The following is an 18,454-nucleotide window of genomic DNA, read 5'->3' on the forward strand; positions in this document are numbered from 1 at the left end:
GGAAGATAAAAGTCATGACCTCTGTATTGCTGATTGAGGATGATGTCCGTCTGGCGCAGATGATTGTGCCTTATCTGGCACAACACGAATTTGAGGTGATGCATAGCGCCAGTGCTACTGATGCACAGGCGCGCATGAAACTGCGCAGCTTTGATGTGGTACTGCTGGACCTGATGCTGGGGGATGCCGATGGGCTGGCCCTGTGTCGGCAGATACGTGCTGAAAGCCACGACGATCCCGCCATCATTATGGTCACCGGACGTGGCGACCCGGCAGACCGAATTATTGGGCTGGAAGTCGGCGCTGATGATTACCTGCCAAAACCGTTTGAACCGCGTGAGCTGCTGGCACGGATGCGCGCTGTGCTACGCCGTATGCGCCCTGGCTTGCGCGCCACCGATGCCAGCCTGATTCGCTCAGGGGAACTGGAGATTGATATTGCTGCGCGCACGGTCACCTTACACCAGCAGCCCTGTGCCCTGACATCATTGCAATTCGATTTGCTGGTTTCGCTGGCACGACAGGCCGGACGCGTTCTGAATCGTGAGCAAATCTGGCAGACGGTGCGCGGTGAAAGTTATGATAGTTTTGACCGGGCGATAGATGTGCATATCGGGCGTATCCGTCAGGTGATTGAAGACGATCCACGCACACCGAAACGTATCATCACGGTACGCGGTGTCGGTTATGTTTTCTCGGCCTTAGCGGATCGCTAAGCGTATGAAACGTATCACCGACCTGCCAATGCATTTACAGATTTTCCTCGCTGTCATCAGCGCCATTTCGCTGGTGGTGCTCTGCACCATTGCGTTGTGGTTATGGACCGATGATGAAAATCGCCACCTCAATGCCTTTGCCACGTTCAGCGGCATGGTGGAACAGACGTTACCCGCTGCATCCGCTCCGCTTGAGGCACAGTCGGCGGCGATAGATAGCTGGATGCAGCGTACCAATGCCCGCTTCGCGTTATTTGCAGCCAACGGCGCGCTGCTGAGCCGCACGCTCTCGCCAGCGATCCCTTTCCCACATCAGGTGAAAGCCGGGGGTTACTTTGATGACTGGTACAGCTCGCGCTTTGTCTGGCAGTTGCAGGATAAACGTTTGCTGGTGATCCAGTTCAGTGTTGATCGTATTGAACGTCCGTGGACCTTCATCCTGATGCTGCTGGCCCTGGCTGCGGCGGTGGTGGTGATCTCTTTTCCTGTGATTCGTCGCCTTACCGCGCGGCTGGAATCACTGCAACATAGTGTGGAATCGTTGGGCAAAGGCAACCTGGCGGCGCGGGTGCGGGTGACGGGCAGCGATGAGGTTGGACAGCTGGCCGCCAGTTTTAATCGTTCTGCGACGCAGATCGAAACGCTGGTTCAGTCGCAGAAAACCATGCTGGCCAATGCTTCGCACGAGCTGCGATCACCGCTGATGCGTATTCAGATGGCCTCGGCATTGTTAAGTGCTGAACATTCTCAGGCGAGCAATGAATTACAACGCAGCGTAAAGGAACTGGACGCGCTGGTGGAGGAAATCCTCACCCTGAGCCGACTGGAAATGGCGGATAACGTCATTGTCGGTGAGTTACTGCCTACCGACATCACCGCACTGGCCGCCGAGGAGTGCGCCAGCGTTGAAGTGGAACTGAATGCAGATCACATTGTGGCGCAGGTTGATGCCCGTCTGATGCGCCGTTTAATGAGAAACCTGATTGAAAACGCGCTGCGCTACGCGGGCCGCGACGTGACGGTCAATCTCAGACGCACGCCAGATCAGGGCTTTTCACTGACGGTGAATGACCGTGGGCCGGGTATTCCCGAGACGGAAATGGCGCGTATTTTCGAGCCTTTTTATCGCCTGGCGCGCAGCGGTAACGGTTCCGGGCTTGGCCTGGCGCTGGTACGTTCCATCAGCCAATATCATGGCGGCGAGGTTAGCGTGCATAACCGTTCTGGTGGTGGTGCCAGCTTTACCGTGCATATCCCGCTGTTACATAACTTTACCTGAGGTAAAAAGAGGCGTTACAGGAGGCTGGTGTAATGGCTGGCGGTCAACCGTCACCATAAGGATGAAGTCACATGCGTTTCACACCAGCGAAATCCCTTCCGCTGATATTGCTATTTTCCACCGCCGCGTTGCCTGCTTTTGCTGATGAATCTGCTCAAAACTTCAATGGTTTTCTCGGCGCTGGCGTCAGTGTTCAACCCAAATACACCGGTTCGAAGCACAACGAAACCCGATTTCTGCCAGTGGCCAGGCTGAACTATGGGCCATTTTTTTTCGGTGGTGTCGATACCCTGACCGCGCTGGGCTGGCAGTTCGCCCGAACCGAGCACTGGACCTTTTCCGTTGGCGCAGGGTTGGATCTGTTCCCCCGTGAGGAGTCAGATGATGACTACCTGCGTGGCATGGGCGATATCAAACGCTCACCGCACGCGTTTACCTCGGCGATTTACCGCAATGACCTGTTTAATGCCGGGGTGATCCTGACTCAGGATATAGGTGGAAATCAGCAGGGGTTTCGGCTGACGTCATACGCCAATCTGTCATGGCGACCCTATGAAGACCTGCGTCTATTCACTGGCCCGAGCCTGAGCTGGGCGAATAGCGATTATATGCAGACCCAGTATGGCGTTTCGGCGCAGCAATCCTCCCGCAGCGGTTTTTCCCGCTACGATGCCGGGTCCGGCCTGGAAAAAATTGGCTGGGAAGTGGGGATGGATTATGACATGACCGCGGCATGGCAGGTGGGAGCGCGTATGATGGCCCAGCGTCTGGAAAGTGATGCTGCTGACAGCCCCCTGACCCAGCAGAAGGATCAGGTAAGCTATGCGCTGTTCCTTGCCTGGCGTTTTTAACTGATGTGAGGGTTCTCTGCAATGACGACTGCCATCGCAAAACCATCCCAGCCTTTTTCGCCGGTGGTTTGAATGGCAGTGGCATCGAGGCGTGGATTCTCTGCCACCATACGCAGAAATTCGCGCACTCCCGCGACGTTAGGATCGGCAGAATTGACATCGGCTACTGCTCCACCGCGCACGATATTGTCGGCGATGATCACCGTTCCGGTGTGCGAGAAGCGCAAGGCCCATTGCAGATAGTGGGGATTATTTTTTTTGTCGGCATCAATAAAGATGAGGTCGAATGGGGCCTGGAGGGTGGGTAACACATCCAGTGCTGCGCCGACATGTACCTCAACACGGTCAGACACGCCTGCGTTGGCGATATTCTTCACCGCCACTTCAGCATGTCGGGGGTCGGCCTCAATGGTGATGAGCTGGCCTCCCACTGGCAGTGCTCTGGCCATCCAGATGGTGCTGTAACCACCCAACGTACCGATCTCCAGTACCCTTTTGGCCTGCAGCATCCTGATAAACAAAGCCAGCATTTTGCCCTGGGTGGCGGACACGTCATGCGCAGGCAAACCGGCACACGCATTTGCCTGCAGAGCGGCCTCCAGCATCGCATCTGCCGGGGCCAGTAAATGGGAGAAATATTCGTCAACGGCAGACCATTTCTCAGCGTCTGCGGATGGGTAATCGGGAATACGCATCTTTTTGCTCCTGCATGATGACAAAGACGGTAGCTACATGTTTATGCCGAACCGATTATAGTGCGGTTTGGTGAATGTATTGCTGCAACCCTTCGGCCAGCGCATCAAATACCGTGCGGCATAGCGGGCGGGTGCGCAGATCTTCATGCATGGTAATCCAGGTGGAGAGATGCAAAGAAAACGCCTCGGGCAGGATGCGCACCAACTGGGGTTCGCGCTGTGCCAGCCCCGCCTGGCAAAAGCCAATACCCGCTCCGGCGCGAATCAGCGCCAGTTGCGCCGGGTCGCTGTCGGTGCGAAAAGCAAAGTGTTCCCGTGCTAGTAACGGATGCGCCTTCACCACGCTGCGCACAAAGGCGTCCGGCTGGTCAAACCCAATCAGGCTGTGCTGGCGCAGCGCCTGAATCGAATCTGGTGTGCCATGTTTTTCCAGATAGAGAGGGCTGGCATACATACCCAGTGCAATCTCACCCACCGCGCGAATCACCAGCTGATTCTGATGCGGTCGCACCATACGTACCGCAATATCCGCTTCGTGTTGCAGCAAATCCTGCATCTGGTTAGACACCACCAGCTCAAGGTTCAGACCCGGATGGCGTTGCCGTAATTGTGCGAGGATCGGCGGCAGGACCTCAAGCGCGATAATCTCACTGGCGGCCACCCGCACCACACCACGCGTGACATCGTTTTGACCGCTTACGGCGCGTTGCAATGCGGCAACAGTGCTGGCAAGGCTGGCAGCATAAGGTTGCAGGGCCAGCGCGGCTTCGGTGGGGATCAGGCCATGGGGGGCGTGAATAAACAGCGTCACGTTCAGTGCCTGCTCCAGAGCAGCGATATGCCTGCCCAGCGTCGGCTGTGTCGAACCCGACGCGCGTGCCGCAGCGGAGAGTGAACCGGCGTTAAGTACGCCAAGGAAGGAACGATACAGTTCCCAGCTGATATCTTTATCCATGCATTTATGTATACCTGCTCCATCATTCCAGTCAATGTTATTTAGCCCCGGCCGTACTTACACTCAGGGAAAATCAAACGGGGGTTAAAACATGAACACACCATCACGGGCGTTAATACTCGGGGCCAGCGGCGGCATAGGGGGCGAGGTGGCACGTCAGCTGCGTGCCGCTGGCTGGCAAATCAATGCGTTAACCCGCCGGACTCCGTCAGGAGAGGATTATCACTGGATTACGGCCGATGCCTTGTCCCGCGCCGAGATTGTTCACGCGGCACGCGATTGCGAGGTGATTGTGCATGCGGTGAATCCGGCAGGATATCGTCACTGGGATACCCAGGTGATGCCGATGCTGGAGAATACCCTCACGGCTGCCCGGCAGTACGGGGCCACCGTGGTATTGCCGGGAACGGTTTACAATTTTGGCCCAGCTACCTTCCCGGTTATCGCCGAAGACGCTCCGCAGCAGCCGCAAACGCGTAAAGGTGGTATTCGCGCGGCGATGGAACAACGTTTGCAGGAATTCGTCACCGAAGGCGGGCGGGCGCTGATTGTGCGCGCCGGTGACTTTTTTGGCCCTGCGGCGGGCAATAACTGGTTTGCCCAGGGGCTGATTAAACCGGGAAAAACCATCACTACGGTGAGTAATCCGGGGCGCGCAGGCGTAGGACATCAGTGGGCATACTTGCCGGATGTCGCCGCGACGATGGTAGCGCTGCTCGGCAAACGGACGCAGTTACGACCGCTGGAAAAGGTGCATCTGGCGGGACACTGGGACGAGGATGGGAGTGCCATGGCGGCGGCGATTTGTCGGGTGGTGGCCCGGTACAGCGGCCAGTCACCGCGCATCGCCACCTTTCCCTGGTGGCTGGTGCATTTACTGGCCCCGTTTCAGACCACCTTTCGCGAGCTCAAGGAGATGCAATATCTCTGGCAACAGCCGGTGCGTTTGTCGAACGCCAGGCTGCTGTCATTGCTGGGCCACGAACCGCATACGCCACTGGATCGCGCGGTAGAGGCAACGCTACGGGCCCTCGGTTGTCTGCCTGCTTAAATCTGCGCCATACCACCATCAACAAACAACTCGGTGGCGTTGATAAAGCTGGAATCATCAGAGGCAAGGAACGCCACCACTGTACCAATCTCTTCAGGTTCACCCAGACGACCCAAGGGGACCTGGGATGCCAGCGCGTCAAACAATCCCTGACGTTGCTCTTCACTGACCAGGCCACCTAAACCAGGGGTACGAATCGGACCAGGGCTGACAACGTTGATACGAATGCCGCGATCTTTCACATCCAGCGCCCAGGAGCGGGCGAAGTTACGTACGGCCGCTTTACTGGCGCTGTAGACGCTAAAGCCAGCAGTACCCTGCACTGAAGTGGTAGAGGCGGTGAGGATCACCGAAGCCTTGTCACTCAGCAGCGGCAGCGCTTTTTGCACGGTGAACAACACGCCACGTACGTTGGTGCCAAAAATACGGTCAAAATGTTCTTCGGTGATGCTGCCCAGCGGCTGCATATCGCCGCCACCGGCGTTGGCAAACAGGACATCAAGGCGACCCGCCTGACGGGCAATCTGCGCGTAAACCGCGTCGAGGTCGCTGAGAATCGCCGCATCGGCGCGAATCCCGGTTGCTGCTGCGCCAATGCTGGCGACGGCTGCGTCCAGTTCTGCCTGACGGCGTCCGGTGATAAACACCTGTGCGCCGCGTGCTGCCAGTGTTTGTGCTGCAGCCAGACCAATACCGGTGGTGCCGCCAGTAACCAGAGCAATTTTACCTTTCAGTGTTGCGTTCATATTTGTCTCTCCAGATAAGTGATTAAGTGATTTTCAACGACTTCGTAGTGCATGGAGGCAATGTACCGTGGCGACGTTTATCGATAAATCATGTAAAATGAAAATGACTATTCATGTGTGTGGATAATAGGTGAGAGACGATGGACCAACTGATGGCAATCAAGGCATTTGCACGCGTGGTGGAGGCCGGAAATTTCACTCGCGCGGCGGATTCACTCGATATGCCCAATGCTACGCTCAGCAAGACGGTGCAGGAGCTGGAGGCCCATCTGGGGATTCGTTTATTGCAACGCACCACCCGGCGTGTGACGGTGACGGCAGAAGGGCGGGATTACTACGAGAAAGCCTTGCGTATCGTGCGCGATCTGGAGGATATCGACGCCTCGTTTAACGTGGTCAGTGGCCGGTTACGTGGCTATCTGCGCGTGGATGTCGGTGGCTCAACGGCGCGGGATGTGCTGATACCGGCGCTGCCGGATTTTATGGCACGCTACCCGGATATTCATCTCGATCTTGGGGTGTCGGACCGCCCGGTAGACCTGATCAGCGACAACGTTGATTGCGTGATTCGTGGCGGGCCGCTCAGCGATTCCTCCCTGATCGCGCGCCATATTGGCGATGCCACCCTGATAACCTGCGCAACGCCGGGTTACCTGAAAGCTTTTGGTGTCCCTGCTTATCCTGATGAGTTAAAAAACGGCCATCGGCTGGTGAGTTATCTGTCGCCACAAACCGGGCGTCCGTTCCCGTTCCGCTTTGCACGTAACGGTGAAAAGAGCGAGATCAAAATCGAACATCGTATCGGGGTGAATGAAAGCAACGCGCATCTGGCGGCGGCGCTGGCCGGGCTGGGGATTATTCAGACTTTCACCTATGCCACCTTTGAAGCCCAGCAGCGTGGGGCGTTGGTGGAGATTCTCGGCGGGTGGCGTCCCGCACCTTATCCGTTTCATGTGGTATACCCGCAGAACCGTCACGTCACGCAACGGCTGCGGGTATTTATTAGCTGGCTGATGGAGGTATTCCCGCAACGGCTCAGGGCCGTCTGAACAAGGCGATGCTACGGCCCTCCAGCGTGAAATCTTTTTCTTTGGTGATCACCAGCCCCTTTTTGCTGCAATCGCTGGTGGTGAGTTCCAGTACCCAGCCACCTTCGCCAAATTGCGGGATGCGAAAGGGCACCTCACCTTCAAACGGATTAAACAGCATCAACACGTCATGCCAGATACCCTCGGCGTCCTGCAAATCCGGGCGGCCAATGTACATGCCCAGAGTGGTGCCTTCATCCCAATGCTCCGGCTGTTGCAGACCGCCACCCGCATTGAACCATTCAATCTCCATACCATCGCGCCAGTTTTCCCGATGCAGCAACGGCTGGCTGGCGCGCAGATGGATAATCTGACGGGTAAATTCGCGCAACGCTTCGGCACTGGCGGGCAGGTCATCCCAGTGGAACCACGAGATCTCGCTGTCCTGACAATAGCCGTTATTGTTGCCCATCTGGCTGCGACCAAACTCGTCACCGGCTAGCAGCATCGGCGTGCCGTGGGAAAACAGCAGGGTGGCAAGAAAATTACGTTTCTGCCGTTCACGGACTTCAATGATTTGCGGGTCATCGGTCGGGCCTTCCGCGCCGTAATTACAGGAGCGATTGTCGTTGTGCCCGTCATTATTGTCTTCGCCGTTGGCTTCGTTATGTTTCTCGTTGTACGACACCAGATCGTTAAGGGTGAAGCCGTCATGGGCGGTAATAAAGTTGATACTGGCCCAGGGGCGGCGTCCGCGCTGGTCGTAGAGATCGCCGGAACCGAGCAGGCGTGCAGCAAAATCACTGGAGACATTGTCGCCTTTCCAGTATTCACGTACCGTATCGCGATATTTGTCGTTCCATTCGGCCCAGCCCGGCGGGAACGCGCCAACCTGATAACCGCCCGGACCGATATCCCAGGGTTCACCGATCAACTTCAGTTTCCCCAGCACCGGGTCCTGGGTCATAGCGTCAAAGAAGCCGCCGCGCGGGTCGAAGCCGCCAGGTTCACGGCCAAGAATCGTCCCAAGGTCGAAACGAAAACCATCGATATGCATCGATTCGGCCCAGTAGCGCAGCGAATCCATAATCATCTGCAACACGCGGGGATGTGAGGTATTGACGGTGTTACCGGTGCCAGTGTCGTTAACGTAGTATCGATGCTGGTCTGCCAGGGTGCGATAGTAGGAATAGTTGTCGATGCCTTTAAACGACAGCGTCGGTCCCAGTTCATTGCCTTCTGCGGTGTGGTTGTAAACCACATCGAGAATCACTTCGATCCCCGCATCATGCAGCGCGCGCACCATGTCACGAAAGCCCTGAATACCTCGCGGGCCGAAATAGCGCGCGGCAGGGGCGAAAAAGTTGAGCGTGTTGTAGCCCCAGAAGTTTTTCAGCCCTTTATCCAGCAGATGCTGATCGTCGGGGAACCAGTGCACCGGCAATAACTCGACTGAGGTTATCCCTAAACTTTTCAGGTAATCGACGGTGGCTTTATGCGCCATGCCTTCATAGGTGCCGCGCAGGGGCTGAGGAATCGCGCTATTAAGCTGGGTAAAGCCTTTGACATGGGTTTCATAGATGATGGCGCTGGACCACGGGATAACCGGGCGATTCTGGTCGTGCCAGTCAAATTCGTTGGCATCGATGACCCGACATTTGGGGGTGAAATCGGCGCTGTCGTGGGTATCAAAGGTGAGATCTTTGTCTTCGCCGTCGTGTTGTAAATCGTAAGCGAAATGCGCTTCGTTCCAGGCGATGTCCCCGGAGAGGTCACGCGCATAGGGGTCGAGCAACAGTTTGTGCGGATTAAAGCGATGACCATTTTCCGGATCAAAGGGGCCATGCACCCGGTAGCCGTAAAGCGCACCGGGTTGCAGGCCGGGAATATAGCCATGCCAGACTTCGTGGGTAAATTCGGGCAAATCAAATCTGGCGATTTCATGGCGGCCACTGTCATCGTACAGGCACAGTTCAACGCGTTCGGCATGAGCGGAAAACAGGGCGAAGTTGACTCCATCACCGTCGAAATTGGCACCCAGTGGGTAGCTGTAACCGGCGGTAATCACAAAAGGCTTAGCATGCGACATTTTTTCCCCACTCCTGTAAATAAACACCTTTTAAAAATCCGCGCGATAAATCGCGCATTTTTCGTTAGCTGCTGAGCAATACCAGGTATGGCTGGGCACCAATCAGGACATCGGCCAGTGCTTCCTCTTTATGACTTATCACGTTGTAATAACGGCGATGGGCAAGTGATTCAGGCAGGGCAATTTGCCATGTCGGTAACGGCTGCGGCAGGTTGCCGGCAAAGGCGGTTAATGGCAGGCGTGGGACCACCACGATTAACGTCGCTTGCGGGTGCACTCGCGCAAAGGCAATCAGATGGTCACTGCTGGCTGTCAGCGGCAGATAATCACCGTCGCGAAACAACGCCGGATGCTGCTGACGCAGCGGCAGCAGGGTTGCGATGGTCTGCTGCTTCAACTGACCACTCAGCCAGCTATCGGGTTGCGAAGAGGGGCTGTGCAGCCACTGCTCCAGCAACGCGAAATCCACTGGTTGCCGGTTGTCAGGATCGACCAGGCTGAAGTTCAGCGCCTCGCTGCCCTGATAAATATCCGGCACGCCAGGTGCCAGCAGTTTGATGATGGTCTGACTCAGGCTGTTTGCCAGCCCGGCGTGGATAAAGGGTTGTAGCGTGGCGGTAAAATCCTGCAAAAAAACCAGGCTGGTGGGGGAAAGTAGCTGGCGGGCATAGGCCAGCACTGCGTCTTCATAGGATTCATTGCTTTCAGCCCAATCGGTGCGCTGTTTTGCCTCACGCAGCGCTTTTTCCACAAAGGCCACAAATCGGGTTTCCAGCTCCTGCAATCCGGCAGCATCATCCCGCTTCAGCGACACCGGCCAGGCGCCAGCCAGTGCCTGATACATCATCCATTCCACCGCAGGTCCGGGTGCCGGGCCGGCCGGCAGGGGTTTGATATGTGCCTGATGCATCTGCCGCCAGCGGGTAACGGCGGCAGACCAGCGTTCTGGCGCTTCGCTCAGGGTATAAAGCCGCGCCCGGGTGTCCTCGCCCCGCTTGGTATCATGCGTGGACGTGCTGGAAAGTCCTTGTGGTTGCTGCTGTTGTCGTGTCTGCATCGCGGCATGGAAACGCGCCAGAGAGAAGCCTTGCGGCAGCGGTTCGCCGCCGACTTCATTTAACGCCAGCGCCGTGCACTGGCGGAAGAACAGGGTATCTTCCACCGATTTTGCCATCAAAGGACCGCTTAATTGCTGAAAGCGGGTGCGAAATAGCGCGATCTGATTATCAGCGGCTTCGCCGTGAAACAGGCCGGTGATAAAAGAAAGGGCCTCGGGGGATGTCTCTGCGCCAATGTTTACCGCCACAGTTTGCAGCAGCGCCTCATCGGCAGCGGGTAAACCTTCCGCAGTGGCGTAAGTGCGGTAAACCGGAAAAGCCAGCAGCAGTTCACGCAGGGCGTTGCGGAGTGTGTTTTCAGCGAACGCGTCCTGAGCAATATCCTTTGCCAGCGCCAGCAGACGGTTGAATTCTCCGGCAAAATTTCGATCAACCATTAACGCTTTTGCCGCACGTAATTCCGCGGCCATATCGTTTCTGGCAGGATAGGCCTGGCGCAGGGCCTTGATGCCATCACTGACAACCAGCGCATCAGCCAGCGCGGTGATAAATTCGTAGCCAGTGGTGCCAGCAACGGGCCAGTCGGCTGCCAGCGCTTCCTCTGCCCCGAGGATTTTTTCCACCGTGATATAGCAATCTGGCCCTACCTGCTGACGCAGACGTTCCAGATATCCTTGTGGATCGGCAAGCCCATCAACGTGGTCGATGCGCAGGCCAGTAACGGCTCCGCTGTGCACCAGTGCCAGAATCAATTGATGTGTGGCCGCAAAGACCTCGGGATCTTCCACCCGAACCCCCACCAGACCGGTGATTTCGAAGAAACGACGATACGAAAGGTCCGTTGCGGCATCACGCCAGCATATCAGCCGATAAGCCTGGCGTTCGTGCAAGGCGGCAATGTCCACCTTGTCCTCGAGATTCAGTCCCTGCCAGCTGTCGAGCGCCAGTGGGTAAAAATTGTCGAAATACGCGAGCGTCGGTAAGCCGCTATGGGGATCAGCGCGGACGCTGATCTCACCTTTTTCCAGTGCTTCAGCAAAGGTGTCGCCCAGAAACGGCAGCGTCAGCGGGCGTGACCAGTCAATATCAAAATAGTGGGCGTAGCGGCTGTGTTCACCGTGGCCTATCACATCGCGCCACCACGGATTTTCCAGCGAGGCTGCCATATGATTGGGGACGATATCGAGTATCAGGCCAAGACCGGCGCTTTTCAGTGCCTGCACCATGCGCTCAAAACCTGCGCGGCCACCCAGCGAGGGATCGATTTGTGTGGCATGCGTGACGTCATAGCCGTGGGTCGAATCGCGGGTCGCGGTAAAGACTGGCGAGGCATACAAATGGCTGATGCCGAGTTTTTTTAAATAGGGCACCAGGGCGGCAGCGCGATCAAATGTCATGCCGTTGCGGAACTGAATACGGTAAGTTGCCGTTGGCAAAATCATGGCTTATCTCCGGCAGACAAACGTACGGTCATCCCATTGGGCGGCAGTGGGTCTGCCGCCAGCGGCCAGGCAAACAGGGTTTCACCTGGCAGCTCCGTCAGGGGGTGCGCGATATGGCTTAAATTCAGCGCCAGCGCCAGGGTGCCTGCCGGGAAGCGCCAACTGACCGCGATAAAGCCATCCTCTGCGGCGATAACGCGACCGTTATGGGAGTCGGCGTCACGGATCAGTGGCACGATATGTTGCTGACGCACCGCCAGCAACTGTCTGGTCAACGCCAGCCATTGCCTGCCCTCGGGGCTGCCGGGTTTTGACCAGTCGAGCTTTGACTTCTCAAAGGTGAGCTGTGCGTTGGGGTCCGGCACGCCGGTCCCCTCATGTCCGGTATGGCCGTTAAATTCGCGGGCACGCCCCTCGCGCACCGCCCTGGCGAGATCGCCGTGAAAATCCGTGAAGAACAAAAATGGCTGCGTCTCGCCAAACTCCTCGCCCATAAATAGCAGCGGGATATGGGGGGAAAGCAGCAGGGTGGCGAACAATGCCTGGATTCGTGCGGTCCCGGCAAGGGTGAGCAGCCTTTCGCCGTGGGCACGGTTGCCGACCTGATCATGGTTCTGAATAAAATCGACAAAGGCGACAGGTGGCTGGCCGGTGCTTGTGACGCCTCGCTTTTTGCCGCTGTGGGGAGAGACTTCCCCCTGGTAAGCGAAGCCTTCAGTCAGAATCCGTGCCAGATGTTTTTCTGGATGATCGGCAAAATCCTGATAGTACGCGTGGGTTTCCCCTGTCGCGCAGACATGGATGGCGTTGTGGAAATCATCATTCCACTCAGCGGTGAACAGCGGCACGGAACCGTCTGAGGTGCGCGGATGGAGAAAAATGACGTTGCGGCTGTCCTCAGTGGTGAGGTGGATATGCCGGTCAGGGATTTCGCGCCGAATGCGTTCGGCAATTTCAATCAGAACGTGCGGTTCGGTTTGATCCTTTATCTGGTCAATGGCATCGAAACGCAGGCCATCAAGATTAAATTCCGTCAGCCAGTACAGCGGAACTTCAGTGATATAGCGGCGGGCGGCATCAACATCGTAAGCAATGCCTGCGCCCCATGGGGTCATTCTTTGCTGATCAAAGAAGTCCGGCGACAGCAGCGGCAGATAATTACCTTCCGGGCCAAAATGGTTCAGCACGATATCCAGTACCACCGTCAGGCCACAGCCGTGCGCGGCATCCACGAAGGCACGGAAATCATCCGGGGTGCCATAGGCGGAGTGCGGGGCGTACAGCAGCACGCCGTCATAGCCCCAGCCACGGTTGCCGCCAAACTGTGCGACTGGCAGCACCTCAATCATGGTGATCCCCAGAGCAGCAAGCTGCGGCAACTTTTCTATTGCCGCCTGGAAGGTGCCTTGTGGCGTGAAGGTGCCGATATGCAGCTCATACACCACGGTTTCTTCCCACGGACGACCGGCCCAGTCAGGGTGCTGCCAGGCATAGGTGGTGGGGTCGATAACCAGCGAGGGGCCATTCACCCCGGCCTGCTGAGCGCGTGAGGCGGGGTCAGGCACCAGAGTGCCGTCGGCAAGCAGATATTGATAGGGCGTACCGGGTGCGACCTGCGCTTCCCGCCATGCGAACCAGCCATCGCCGCAGGGTTGCATCGGTATGTCAACGCCTGCCAGCTGTAAAGTCACCTGGCGCTGGCCGGAAGCCCAGAGACGGAATTGCACACTGCCATCTGGCGCGTACTCAGCACCCCAGCTTTTATGAAATAAACAGGACTCCATTTTATCGCCTCGCCGGTCAGGAAATAACCTGTGACAGTCAAGCATAGACCACGGCGGGGATGTAACCAGGTCACCATTTATGGTGACCTGGTCAGGCAGGGCTACGGGCGCATGGGGAGAAACCAGGTGCCGCTGTAGGGAATGGGCAAATAATCGTGGAAGATTTGCTTTAGCGTTTCTTCAGGCTGCACATCGCTAAATAGCTGCGGATAGAGCGTTTTCGCCATAAATTCGGTCGCGGCGATGTGCCACGGGCTGAGATAGAAATTCATCCAGATCACCGCCGCATGGCCGTTATGCAATGCCTGCAACTCGCGCAAACCATTCTGTTTTGCCGTCATGGCGCTGAAGCTGCTTTGTACCGCATCAGGTGCCACTGCCGGACCCATCCTGAGCACGCCCTGCGCATTGTTATCACCCGCGCCGGTGGCGAAGTAATATTCTGGCTGTGCGGCAATCACGCTTTCCTCGCTCAGACGACCAAACACCCCCGGCACGGTTTTGCTGGCAATGTTGTCGCCACCGGCGGCAGTGAGTAACTCGCCGAGGCTGCCTTTGACGGCCGTAACGCAACATTCGTTGCGTCGCCCAAGGTGCAGTTGCAGCAGTATCGTCGGTTTTGGTCCGTGATAACTCGCCAGCCGCTGCTGAATCACCTGCAAATGCGCCTGATAGAAACGGTTGAACGATTCGGCCCGCGCCGTCTGGTTCAATACTTCACCGAGGATCTGCACGCTGCGCGTGGTGTTCTTCAGCAAATGCACACGCAAATCGATCTTCACCACCGGGATGTGTGCTGCTTTCAGCATCGCCACCAGACGTAAATCCCCATCGTCGTAACGTGCCAGGCTGGGCAGGATCACCACATCCGGTTTGAGCGCCAGCACCTGTTCCGGGTTGATGTCATTAGTGCCGCCCGCCCCAAGGACCGGAATTTTCAGCATCTGCGGGAACTTGCGGGCGAAAATGTCCCACATCTGGCTGTCGTATCTTTTCAAATCCTGTGGCCAGCCGATAATACGCTGGAAAGGATCGCCAGGCTCGAGCATCGCCAGCGTATACAGCATGCGGCTTTCCCCCAGCACGATGCGCTGGGGATTGTCGGGAATCGTCACCGGGTTGCCGTCGATATCGGTGATGGTTTTTGCCAGCGCGGCGCTGCTCAGCAGCATCAGCAGCAGCGCCACCATCCTGAGAATGATCGCCTTAGAATTCAACGCTGGCCTCTAGCATAAAGTTTCGGGTGGCACCTTCACGCACACGCAGATTGCCGCCGCTTGAGGTGTAGTAATGTTTATTAAACAGGTTATTCAGATTCAGTTTCAGCTGGGTTTTGTTGCCCAGCAGACGATTGTTCCAGGCAATAAAGCTGTCAGCCACGATGTAATCCGGCATGGTGAAGCTGTTTTCTGGATCGCCCGCACGAGCGCCCACATAACGTGCACCGCCACCGACGCGGAAATCACCCGGAATTGCGTTAAACGTCAGGTTATGGCTCAGGTATAGTGCACCAGAATGGCGCGGCGCATTTTGCAGGCGGTTGCCGTTATTGGCTGAATCCTCGCCATCGTTAACGATTTCCGCCTTGTCATAGCTGTAGTTGGCGCTGAGATCCCAACCCGGCAGGATTTCACCGTTCAACTCAAACTCGGCACCACTGGAACGTGCTTTATCAATGGCACGGGTTTCACCATTGATGCTGAGCGACATATCGCGCTCATCGATACGATACAGTGCCACGCTGGCGAACAGACGCGGCGAGATTTGCCACTTGCTGCCCACTTCCCAGGTGGTGCCCTGTTCGGGTTTACCGACGTTACCATCATCATCCACATCGGTTGAAGGGGTGAACGATTTGCTGACGCTGCCGTACAGCGACACATCTGGCGTCAGTTTGTAGATCAACCCGGCCTGCGGCAGGAACTTGTTACCTTCATCGTTCAGGGTTTCGACCACCGGATCCCAGCCTTGTGAAGCGCGTTGCTCATAATGCTGGTAGCGCCCGCCGACGACGGCGATCCAGTTGGAGGTCAGCGAGATGCTGTCTTTGGCATACACCGAGCGGCTGTGAATACGGTTCAGCAGATTGGCGTTGGCGGTTTTCTCGGTGCTGCTATCGGTCACCGGCGACAGCAAATCGTACTGTGGATCATACAGATTAAAATCGCTGTTGGATTTGCCCTGATACTGATGCGCGCGGTAGGTCTGGTTCATCTCATAATCGGTACCGACCACCAGATTGTGTGTCATGCCGAAGATTTCCGGCGTGCCCATCACATCCCAGGAGACATATTTAGTTTTGTGGTTAAAACCACGGTTGGCATCAGCACGGCGCGTCACGGCTCCGGTGGTGGTATTGATGGCCGTGACCCTGACTTCGTTGTTGTCATACTGGCGCTGATTCATACCGAAAGTCAGACGGGTGCTCCAGTCGTCGTTGAACTGCCAGTCATAATGGGCATTCAGGGTCTTATTGTGGCCCCAGGCGTGATTGGCTTTGTCATCCAGACGATCCTTATAACCGATATTTACCGGCTTACCGTTGATAAATGCCGTGCCGCGATCGTAAGGGATATCGTACTGATAATCTTCATAACTGATCAGGAAGCTGGCTTTTTCGCCATACCATTGCAGTGAGGGCGCGATCAGCGTGTGTTTATCAACGCCAAAGTTGCGCCAGTAATCCTGGTTTTGTTTTTCCGCGATCAAGCGGAAGGCAAAACCATTGCCGAGCGGGCCAGTGACATCCACCGTACCTGCACCGCCGCCTTCGCTGGCGTAGCGTCCGCTGACTTTGGTGTGCCATTCATATTGCGGCTTTTTGCTGATCACGTTGATCACACCACCCGGATTCTGAATGCCGTACAGTAGCGAGGCTGATCCCTTTAACACTTCCACACGTTCGGTGGTAGCATCGAAGTTCAGCCCCTGGCTGCTGCGGACGCCATCACGGTAGATGGAGCCATCCGAGTTACTGCCAAAGCCGCGGCGCACAAAACCATCCTCGGTTCCCGCGAGGGTATTACCCTCGGTTACGCCACTGACAAAACGCATGGCTTCTGACAGATTACTGACCTGGTAATCTTCCAGCTGTTGCTGCGTCACCACGCTGACGGATTGCGCTTCATTGACACGGGGTGTCGGGGTTTTACTGGCGACCGAACTGCTGGTGGCGTTATAACCCTGATCGTTGTTTTCCTGTGCTGTTACCGTGAGAGTATTATTTTCCTCAGCGGCAAAACTGATTCCTGGTGTAAAAATCGCCACCCCATAAATAGCCGCAATAATGGCCGGATGAGGTTTCTTTTTAAAAGCGAACGGCTGATTGTTATTCATTTAATGTAAACCTGGTATTCATTGTCTGGTTATATTCATCCATGAAGAAATCGCCGGCCTTTTTAATAATCAGGCCAGATGTGTTGCTCTGATAAACATTGCTAATTATCTGGGTATTATTATTTTATTTAACGCAGGAAGCCGTTGTGAGGCGACCTCAATGTAATTGAGAATCATTCAAACATGAACGAATGTAGTAGTAAATGCAAAAAATCATCAAATTACTACATCAGTGTGCCAGGAAGGGTTAGCAGACTATGCTGTGATATAACATGTTGAATAAAAGATAATTTAAAGGAATTTTCCGTGATTTTTTTAATGATTTTTTGCTTTATTTTATGTAATTTTTACAGTGATAATGGATAGTTGTTACTACAGTCTAATGAAGAGACTGCGGTGAATTTATCAACAATCTTAGGTAAAACAATCAGTTCGGATAAGAAAATGGCATCAGGCAATAAAATAAAAAACCGGGTCGATGTGTTGGGTGAGCGTTATCGTGCACGAGCTGCGGGACTTTCTCCTCAGCTGCAAACGGTGGTGCGCTATATCCATGAAAATCGTGAGGCGGTGGTAGAAGCGACAGCGATGGAAATTGCTGCCGCGACGCAGAGTTCAGATGCCACCGTGGTTCGTGCCGTTCAGGCATTGGGTTTTGCCGGATTACGTGATTTAAAAAAAACGCTGGTCGCCTGGTTTGGACCGGCGATGAATTCCGAAGAAAAAATGATTACCACGGTCGGAGAACTGTCCTGTGATATTAATTCCGGCATTGATTTTGTCTTAGGCGGACATAAACGCGCCTGTGATGCGCTATCTGAACCGCATAATCGTCAGGCAATCTCTGCGGCAGTGGCGTTATTAATTGAAGCGCGTCAGGTGGGGTTGTTTGGTATTAATGCGTCAGGCGTGCTGGCGGATTACAGCCGCCGCTTATTTGTGCGTATCGGGATCCCGGCGGTGGCACTTAACCGCTCCGGTGTGGCGCTGGCTGAGCAACTGATTGCGCTACAGCGCGGTGATGTGTTGATCATGATGGCGCAAAAGTCGGCGCATCGGGAGGGTATCACCACGGTTAAGGAGGCAAAACGCCTCGGTATCCCGATTATTCTGCTGACCAACGCCACCGATTCGTTTTTTGCTAAGGAGGCTGACGTGGTGATTAATGTGCCACGCGGTGGTGAGGATGGCCGTATGCCGCTGCATGGCACGGTGCTGGTGTGCCTTGAGATGCTGATTTTGTCGGTAGCATCGGCCACTGCGTCGCGTACCGTGAAAACCATGAAGCGTATTCAGGATCTGAATCGCAGCATGAAGCCCGGTAAAAAATAACTGCGCTCCCTCCTCGTTTTCCCGTTAAGCCCGCAGGCTGGCGACTTCAACGCGCGTACCGCTGGCGCGTCGTTTCAACCGCAGCGATGAGT

Annotated in this window: 14 protein-coding genes; 6 read left to right on the forward strand and 8 right to left on the reverse strand. The window is 55.8% G+C overall.

Going from position 1 to position 18,454, the window contains the following annotated elements; translation table 11 throughout:
• Positions 1-14: 14 nt before the first annotated feature.
• From AC6I8X_RS20780 to AC6I8X_RS20790, 3 genes are all read left to right on the forward strand, one after another.
• Entirely contained in the window at positions 15-716 is a 702-nt protein-coding gene (locus tag AC6I8X_RS20780; RefSeq protein WP_497841331.1) for a response regulator, read from the forward strand.
• Between the two features lie 4 nt (positions 717-720).
• Positions 721-1,995 (forward strand): HAMP domain-containing sensor histidine kinase, encoded by a 1,275-nt coding sequence (locus AC6I8X_RS20785; RefSeq protein ID WP_313682313.1) that lies wholly within the window; start codon positions 721-723, stop codon positions 1,993-1,995.
• A 71-nt stretch (positions 1,996-2,066) separates the two neighbouring features.
• Positions 2,067-2,846 carry a MipA/OmpV family protein gene (locus tag AC6I8X_RS20790; protein WP_497841332.1) on the forward strand — a complete coding sequence of 260 codons (780 nt, stop codon included), beginning with the start codon at positions 2,067-2,069 and terminating at the stop codon, positions 2,844-2,846.
• Here AC6I8X_RS20790 and AC6I8X_RS20795 read toward each other — a convergent pair.
• Both AC6I8X_RS20795 and AC6I8X_RS20800 read right to left on the reverse strand, forming a co-directional pair.
• Positions 2,843-3,541, reverse strand: a complete 699-nt coding sequence (locus tag AC6I8X_RS20795; RefSeq protein WP_497841333.1) for an O-methyltransferase — start codon at positions 3,539-3,541, stop codon at positions 2,843-2,845. The two genes, AC6I8X_RS20790 and AC6I8X_RS20795, sit on opposite strands and share 4 nt — an antisense overlap.
• 55 nt (positions 3,542-3,596) lie before the next feature.
• The gene (locus tag AC6I8X_RS20800) at positions 3,597-4,496 is read right to left on the reverse strand and encodes a LysR family transcriptional regulator (RefSeq protein ID WP_313682321.1); all 900 of its coding nucleotides are present in this window, start codon (positions 4,494-4,496) and stop codon (positions 3,597-3,599) included.
• 91 nt (positions 4,497-4,587) lie between these two features.
• On the opposite strand from AC6I8X_RS20800, the gene AC6I8X_RS20805 reads away from it, so the two are divergent.
• Complete coding sequence (locus tag AC6I8X_RS20805; protein ID WP_497841334.1) at positions 4,588-5,547, forward strand: NAD-dependent epimerase/dehydratase family protein; 960 nt, start codon at positions 4,588-4,590, stop codon at positions 5,545-5,547.
• Here the strand turns inward: AC6I8X_RS20805 and AC6I8X_RS20810 are convergent.
• The gene (locus tag AC6I8X_RS20810; protein WP_497841335.1) at positions 5,544-6,293 is read right to left on the reverse strand and encodes an SDR family NAD(P)-dependent oxidoreductase; all 750 of its coding nucleotides are present in this window, start codon (positions 6,291-6,293) and stop codon (positions 5,544-5,546) included. The two genes, AC6I8X_RS20805 and AC6I8X_RS20810, sit on opposite strands and share 4 nt — an antisense overlap.
• Positions 6,294-6,433: 140 nt before the next feature.
• On the opposite strand from AC6I8X_RS20810, the gene AC6I8X_RS20815 reads away from it, so the two are divergent.
• Positions 6,434-7,342 (forward strand): LysR family transcriptional regulator, encoded by a 909-nt coding sequence (locus AC6I8X_RS20815; RefSeq protein WP_497841336.1) that lies wholly within the window; start codon positions 6,434-6,436, stop codon positions 7,340-7,342.
• Here AC6I8X_RS20815 and glgX read toward each other — a convergent pair.
• The 5 genes from glgX to AC6I8X_RS20840 all read right to left on the reverse strand — a co-directional run bounded on the left by glgX (position 7,329) and on the right by AC6I8X_RS20840 (position 17,030).
• A complete protein-coding gene (gene glgX, locus AC6I8X_RS20820) occupies positions 7,329-9,410 on the reverse strand; it encodes a glycogen debranching protein GlgX (protein WP_416413320.1) in 2,082 nt (693 codons plus the stop codon). The two genes, AC6I8X_RS20815 and glgX, sit on opposite strands and share 14 nt — an antisense overlap.
• A gap of 64 nt (positions 9,411-9,474) precedes the next feature.
• Positions 9,475-11,910, reverse strand: coding sequence for a malto-oligosyltrehalose synthase (gene treY / locus AC6I8X_RS20825; RefSeq protein ID WP_497841337.1), 2,436 nt, complete (start codon positions 11,908-11,910; stop codon positions 9,475-9,477).
• Positions 11,907-13,694 carry a malto-oligosyltrehalose trehalohydrolase gene (treZ, locus tag AC6I8X_RS20830; protein WP_497841338.1) on the reverse strand — a complete coding sequence of 596 codons (1,788 nt, stop codon included), beginning with the start codon at positions 13,692-13,694 and terminating at the stop codon, positions 11,907-11,909. Before treZ ends, treY begins: the two co-directional genes overlap by 4 nt.
• A gap of 101 nt (positions 13,695-13,795) precedes the next feature.
• On the reverse strand, positions 13,796-14,884 hold the full coding sequence (locus AC6I8X_RS20835) for an ABC transporter substrate-binding protein (RefSeq protein ID WP_497841419.1): 1,089 nt from the start codon (positions 14,882-14,884) through the stop codon (positions 13,796-13,798).
• A 16-nt stretch (positions 14,885-14,900) separates the two neighbouring features.
• Positions 14,901-17,030 carry a TonB-dependent siderophore receptor gene (locus AC6I8X_RS20840; RefSeq protein WP_497841339.1) on the reverse strand — a complete coding sequence of 710 codons (2,130 nt, stop codon included), beginning with the start codon at positions 17,028-17,030 and terminating at the stop codon, positions 14,901-14,903.
• A 444-nt stretch (positions 17,031-17,474) separates the two neighbouring features.
• On the opposite strand from AC6I8X_RS20840, the gene AC6I8X_RS20845 reads away from it, so the two are divergent.
• Positions 17,475-18,362, forward strand: coding sequence for a MurR/RpiR family transcriptional regulator (locus AC6I8X_RS20845; protein WP_299450159.1), 888 nt, complete (start codon positions 17,475-17,477; stop codon positions 18,360-18,362).
• The last annotated feature ends 92 nt before the right edge of the window (positions 18,363-18,454 follow it).

Source organism: Pantoea sp. X-Soil-TKNS-1280, assembly GCF_059730475.1.

What these genes read in the sequence shown, in the direction of transcription:
- AC6I8X_RS20780 (WP_497841331.1), top strand. Translation starts at nt 15, where the DNA reads ATGACCTCTGTATTGCTGATTGAGGATGATGTCCGTCTGGCGCAGATG.
- AC6I8X_RS20785 (WP_313682313.1), top strand. Translation starts at nt 721, where the DNA reads ATGAAACGTATCACCGACCTGCCAATGCATTTACAGATTTTCCTCGCT.
- AC6I8X_RS20790 (WP_497841332.1), top strand. Translation starts at nt 2,067, where the DNA reads ATGCGTTTCACACCAGCGAAATCCCTTCCGCTGATATTGCTATTTTCC.
- AC6I8X_RS20795 (WP_497841333.1), bottom strand. Translation starts at nt 3,541, where the DNA reads ATGCGTATTCCCGATTACCCATCCGCAGACGCTGAGAAATGGTCTGCC.
- AC6I8X_RS20800 (WP_313682321.1), bottom strand. Translation starts at nt 4,496, where the DNA reads ATGGATAAAGATATCAGCTGGGAACTGTATCGTTCCTTCCTTGGCGTA.
- AC6I8X_RS20805 (WP_497841334.1), top strand. Translation starts at nt 4,588, where the DNA reads ATGAACACACCATCACGGGCGTTAATACTCGGGGCCAGCGGCGGCATA.
- AC6I8X_RS20810 (WP_497841335.1), bottom strand. Translation starts at nt 6,293, where the DNA reads ATGAACGCAACACTGAAAGGTAAAATTGCTCTGGTTACTGGCGGCACC.
- AC6I8X_RS20815 (WP_497841336.1), top strand. Translation starts at nt 6,434, where the DNA reads ATGGACCAACTGATGGCAATCAAGGCATTTGCACGCGTGGTGGAGGCC.
- glgX (WP_416413320.1), bottom strand. Translation starts at nt 9,410, where the DNA reads ATGTCGCATGCTAAGCCTTTTGTGATTACCGCCGGTTACAGCTACCCA.
- treY (WP_497841337.1), bottom strand. Translation starts at nt 11,910, where the DNA reads ATGATTTTGCCAACGGCAACTTACCGTATTCAGTTCCGCAACGGCATG.
- treZ (WP_497841338.1), bottom strand. Translation starts at nt 13,694, where the DNA reads ATGGAGTCCTGTTTATTTCATAAAAGCTGGGGTGCTGAGTACGCGCCA.
- AC6I8X_RS20835 (WP_497841419.1), bottom strand. Translation starts at nt 14,884, where the DNA reads ATGGTGGCGCTGCTGCTGATGCTGCTGAGCAGCGCCGCGCTGGCAAAA.
- AC6I8X_RS20840 (WP_497841339.1), bottom strand. Translation starts at nt 17,030, where the DNA reads ATGAATAACAATCAGCCGTTCGCTTTTAAAAAGAAACCTCATCCGGCC.
- AC6I8X_RS20845 (WP_299450159.1), top strand. Translation starts at nt 17,475, where the DNA reads ATGGCATCAGGCAATAAAATAAAAAACCGGGTCGATGTGTTGGGTGAG.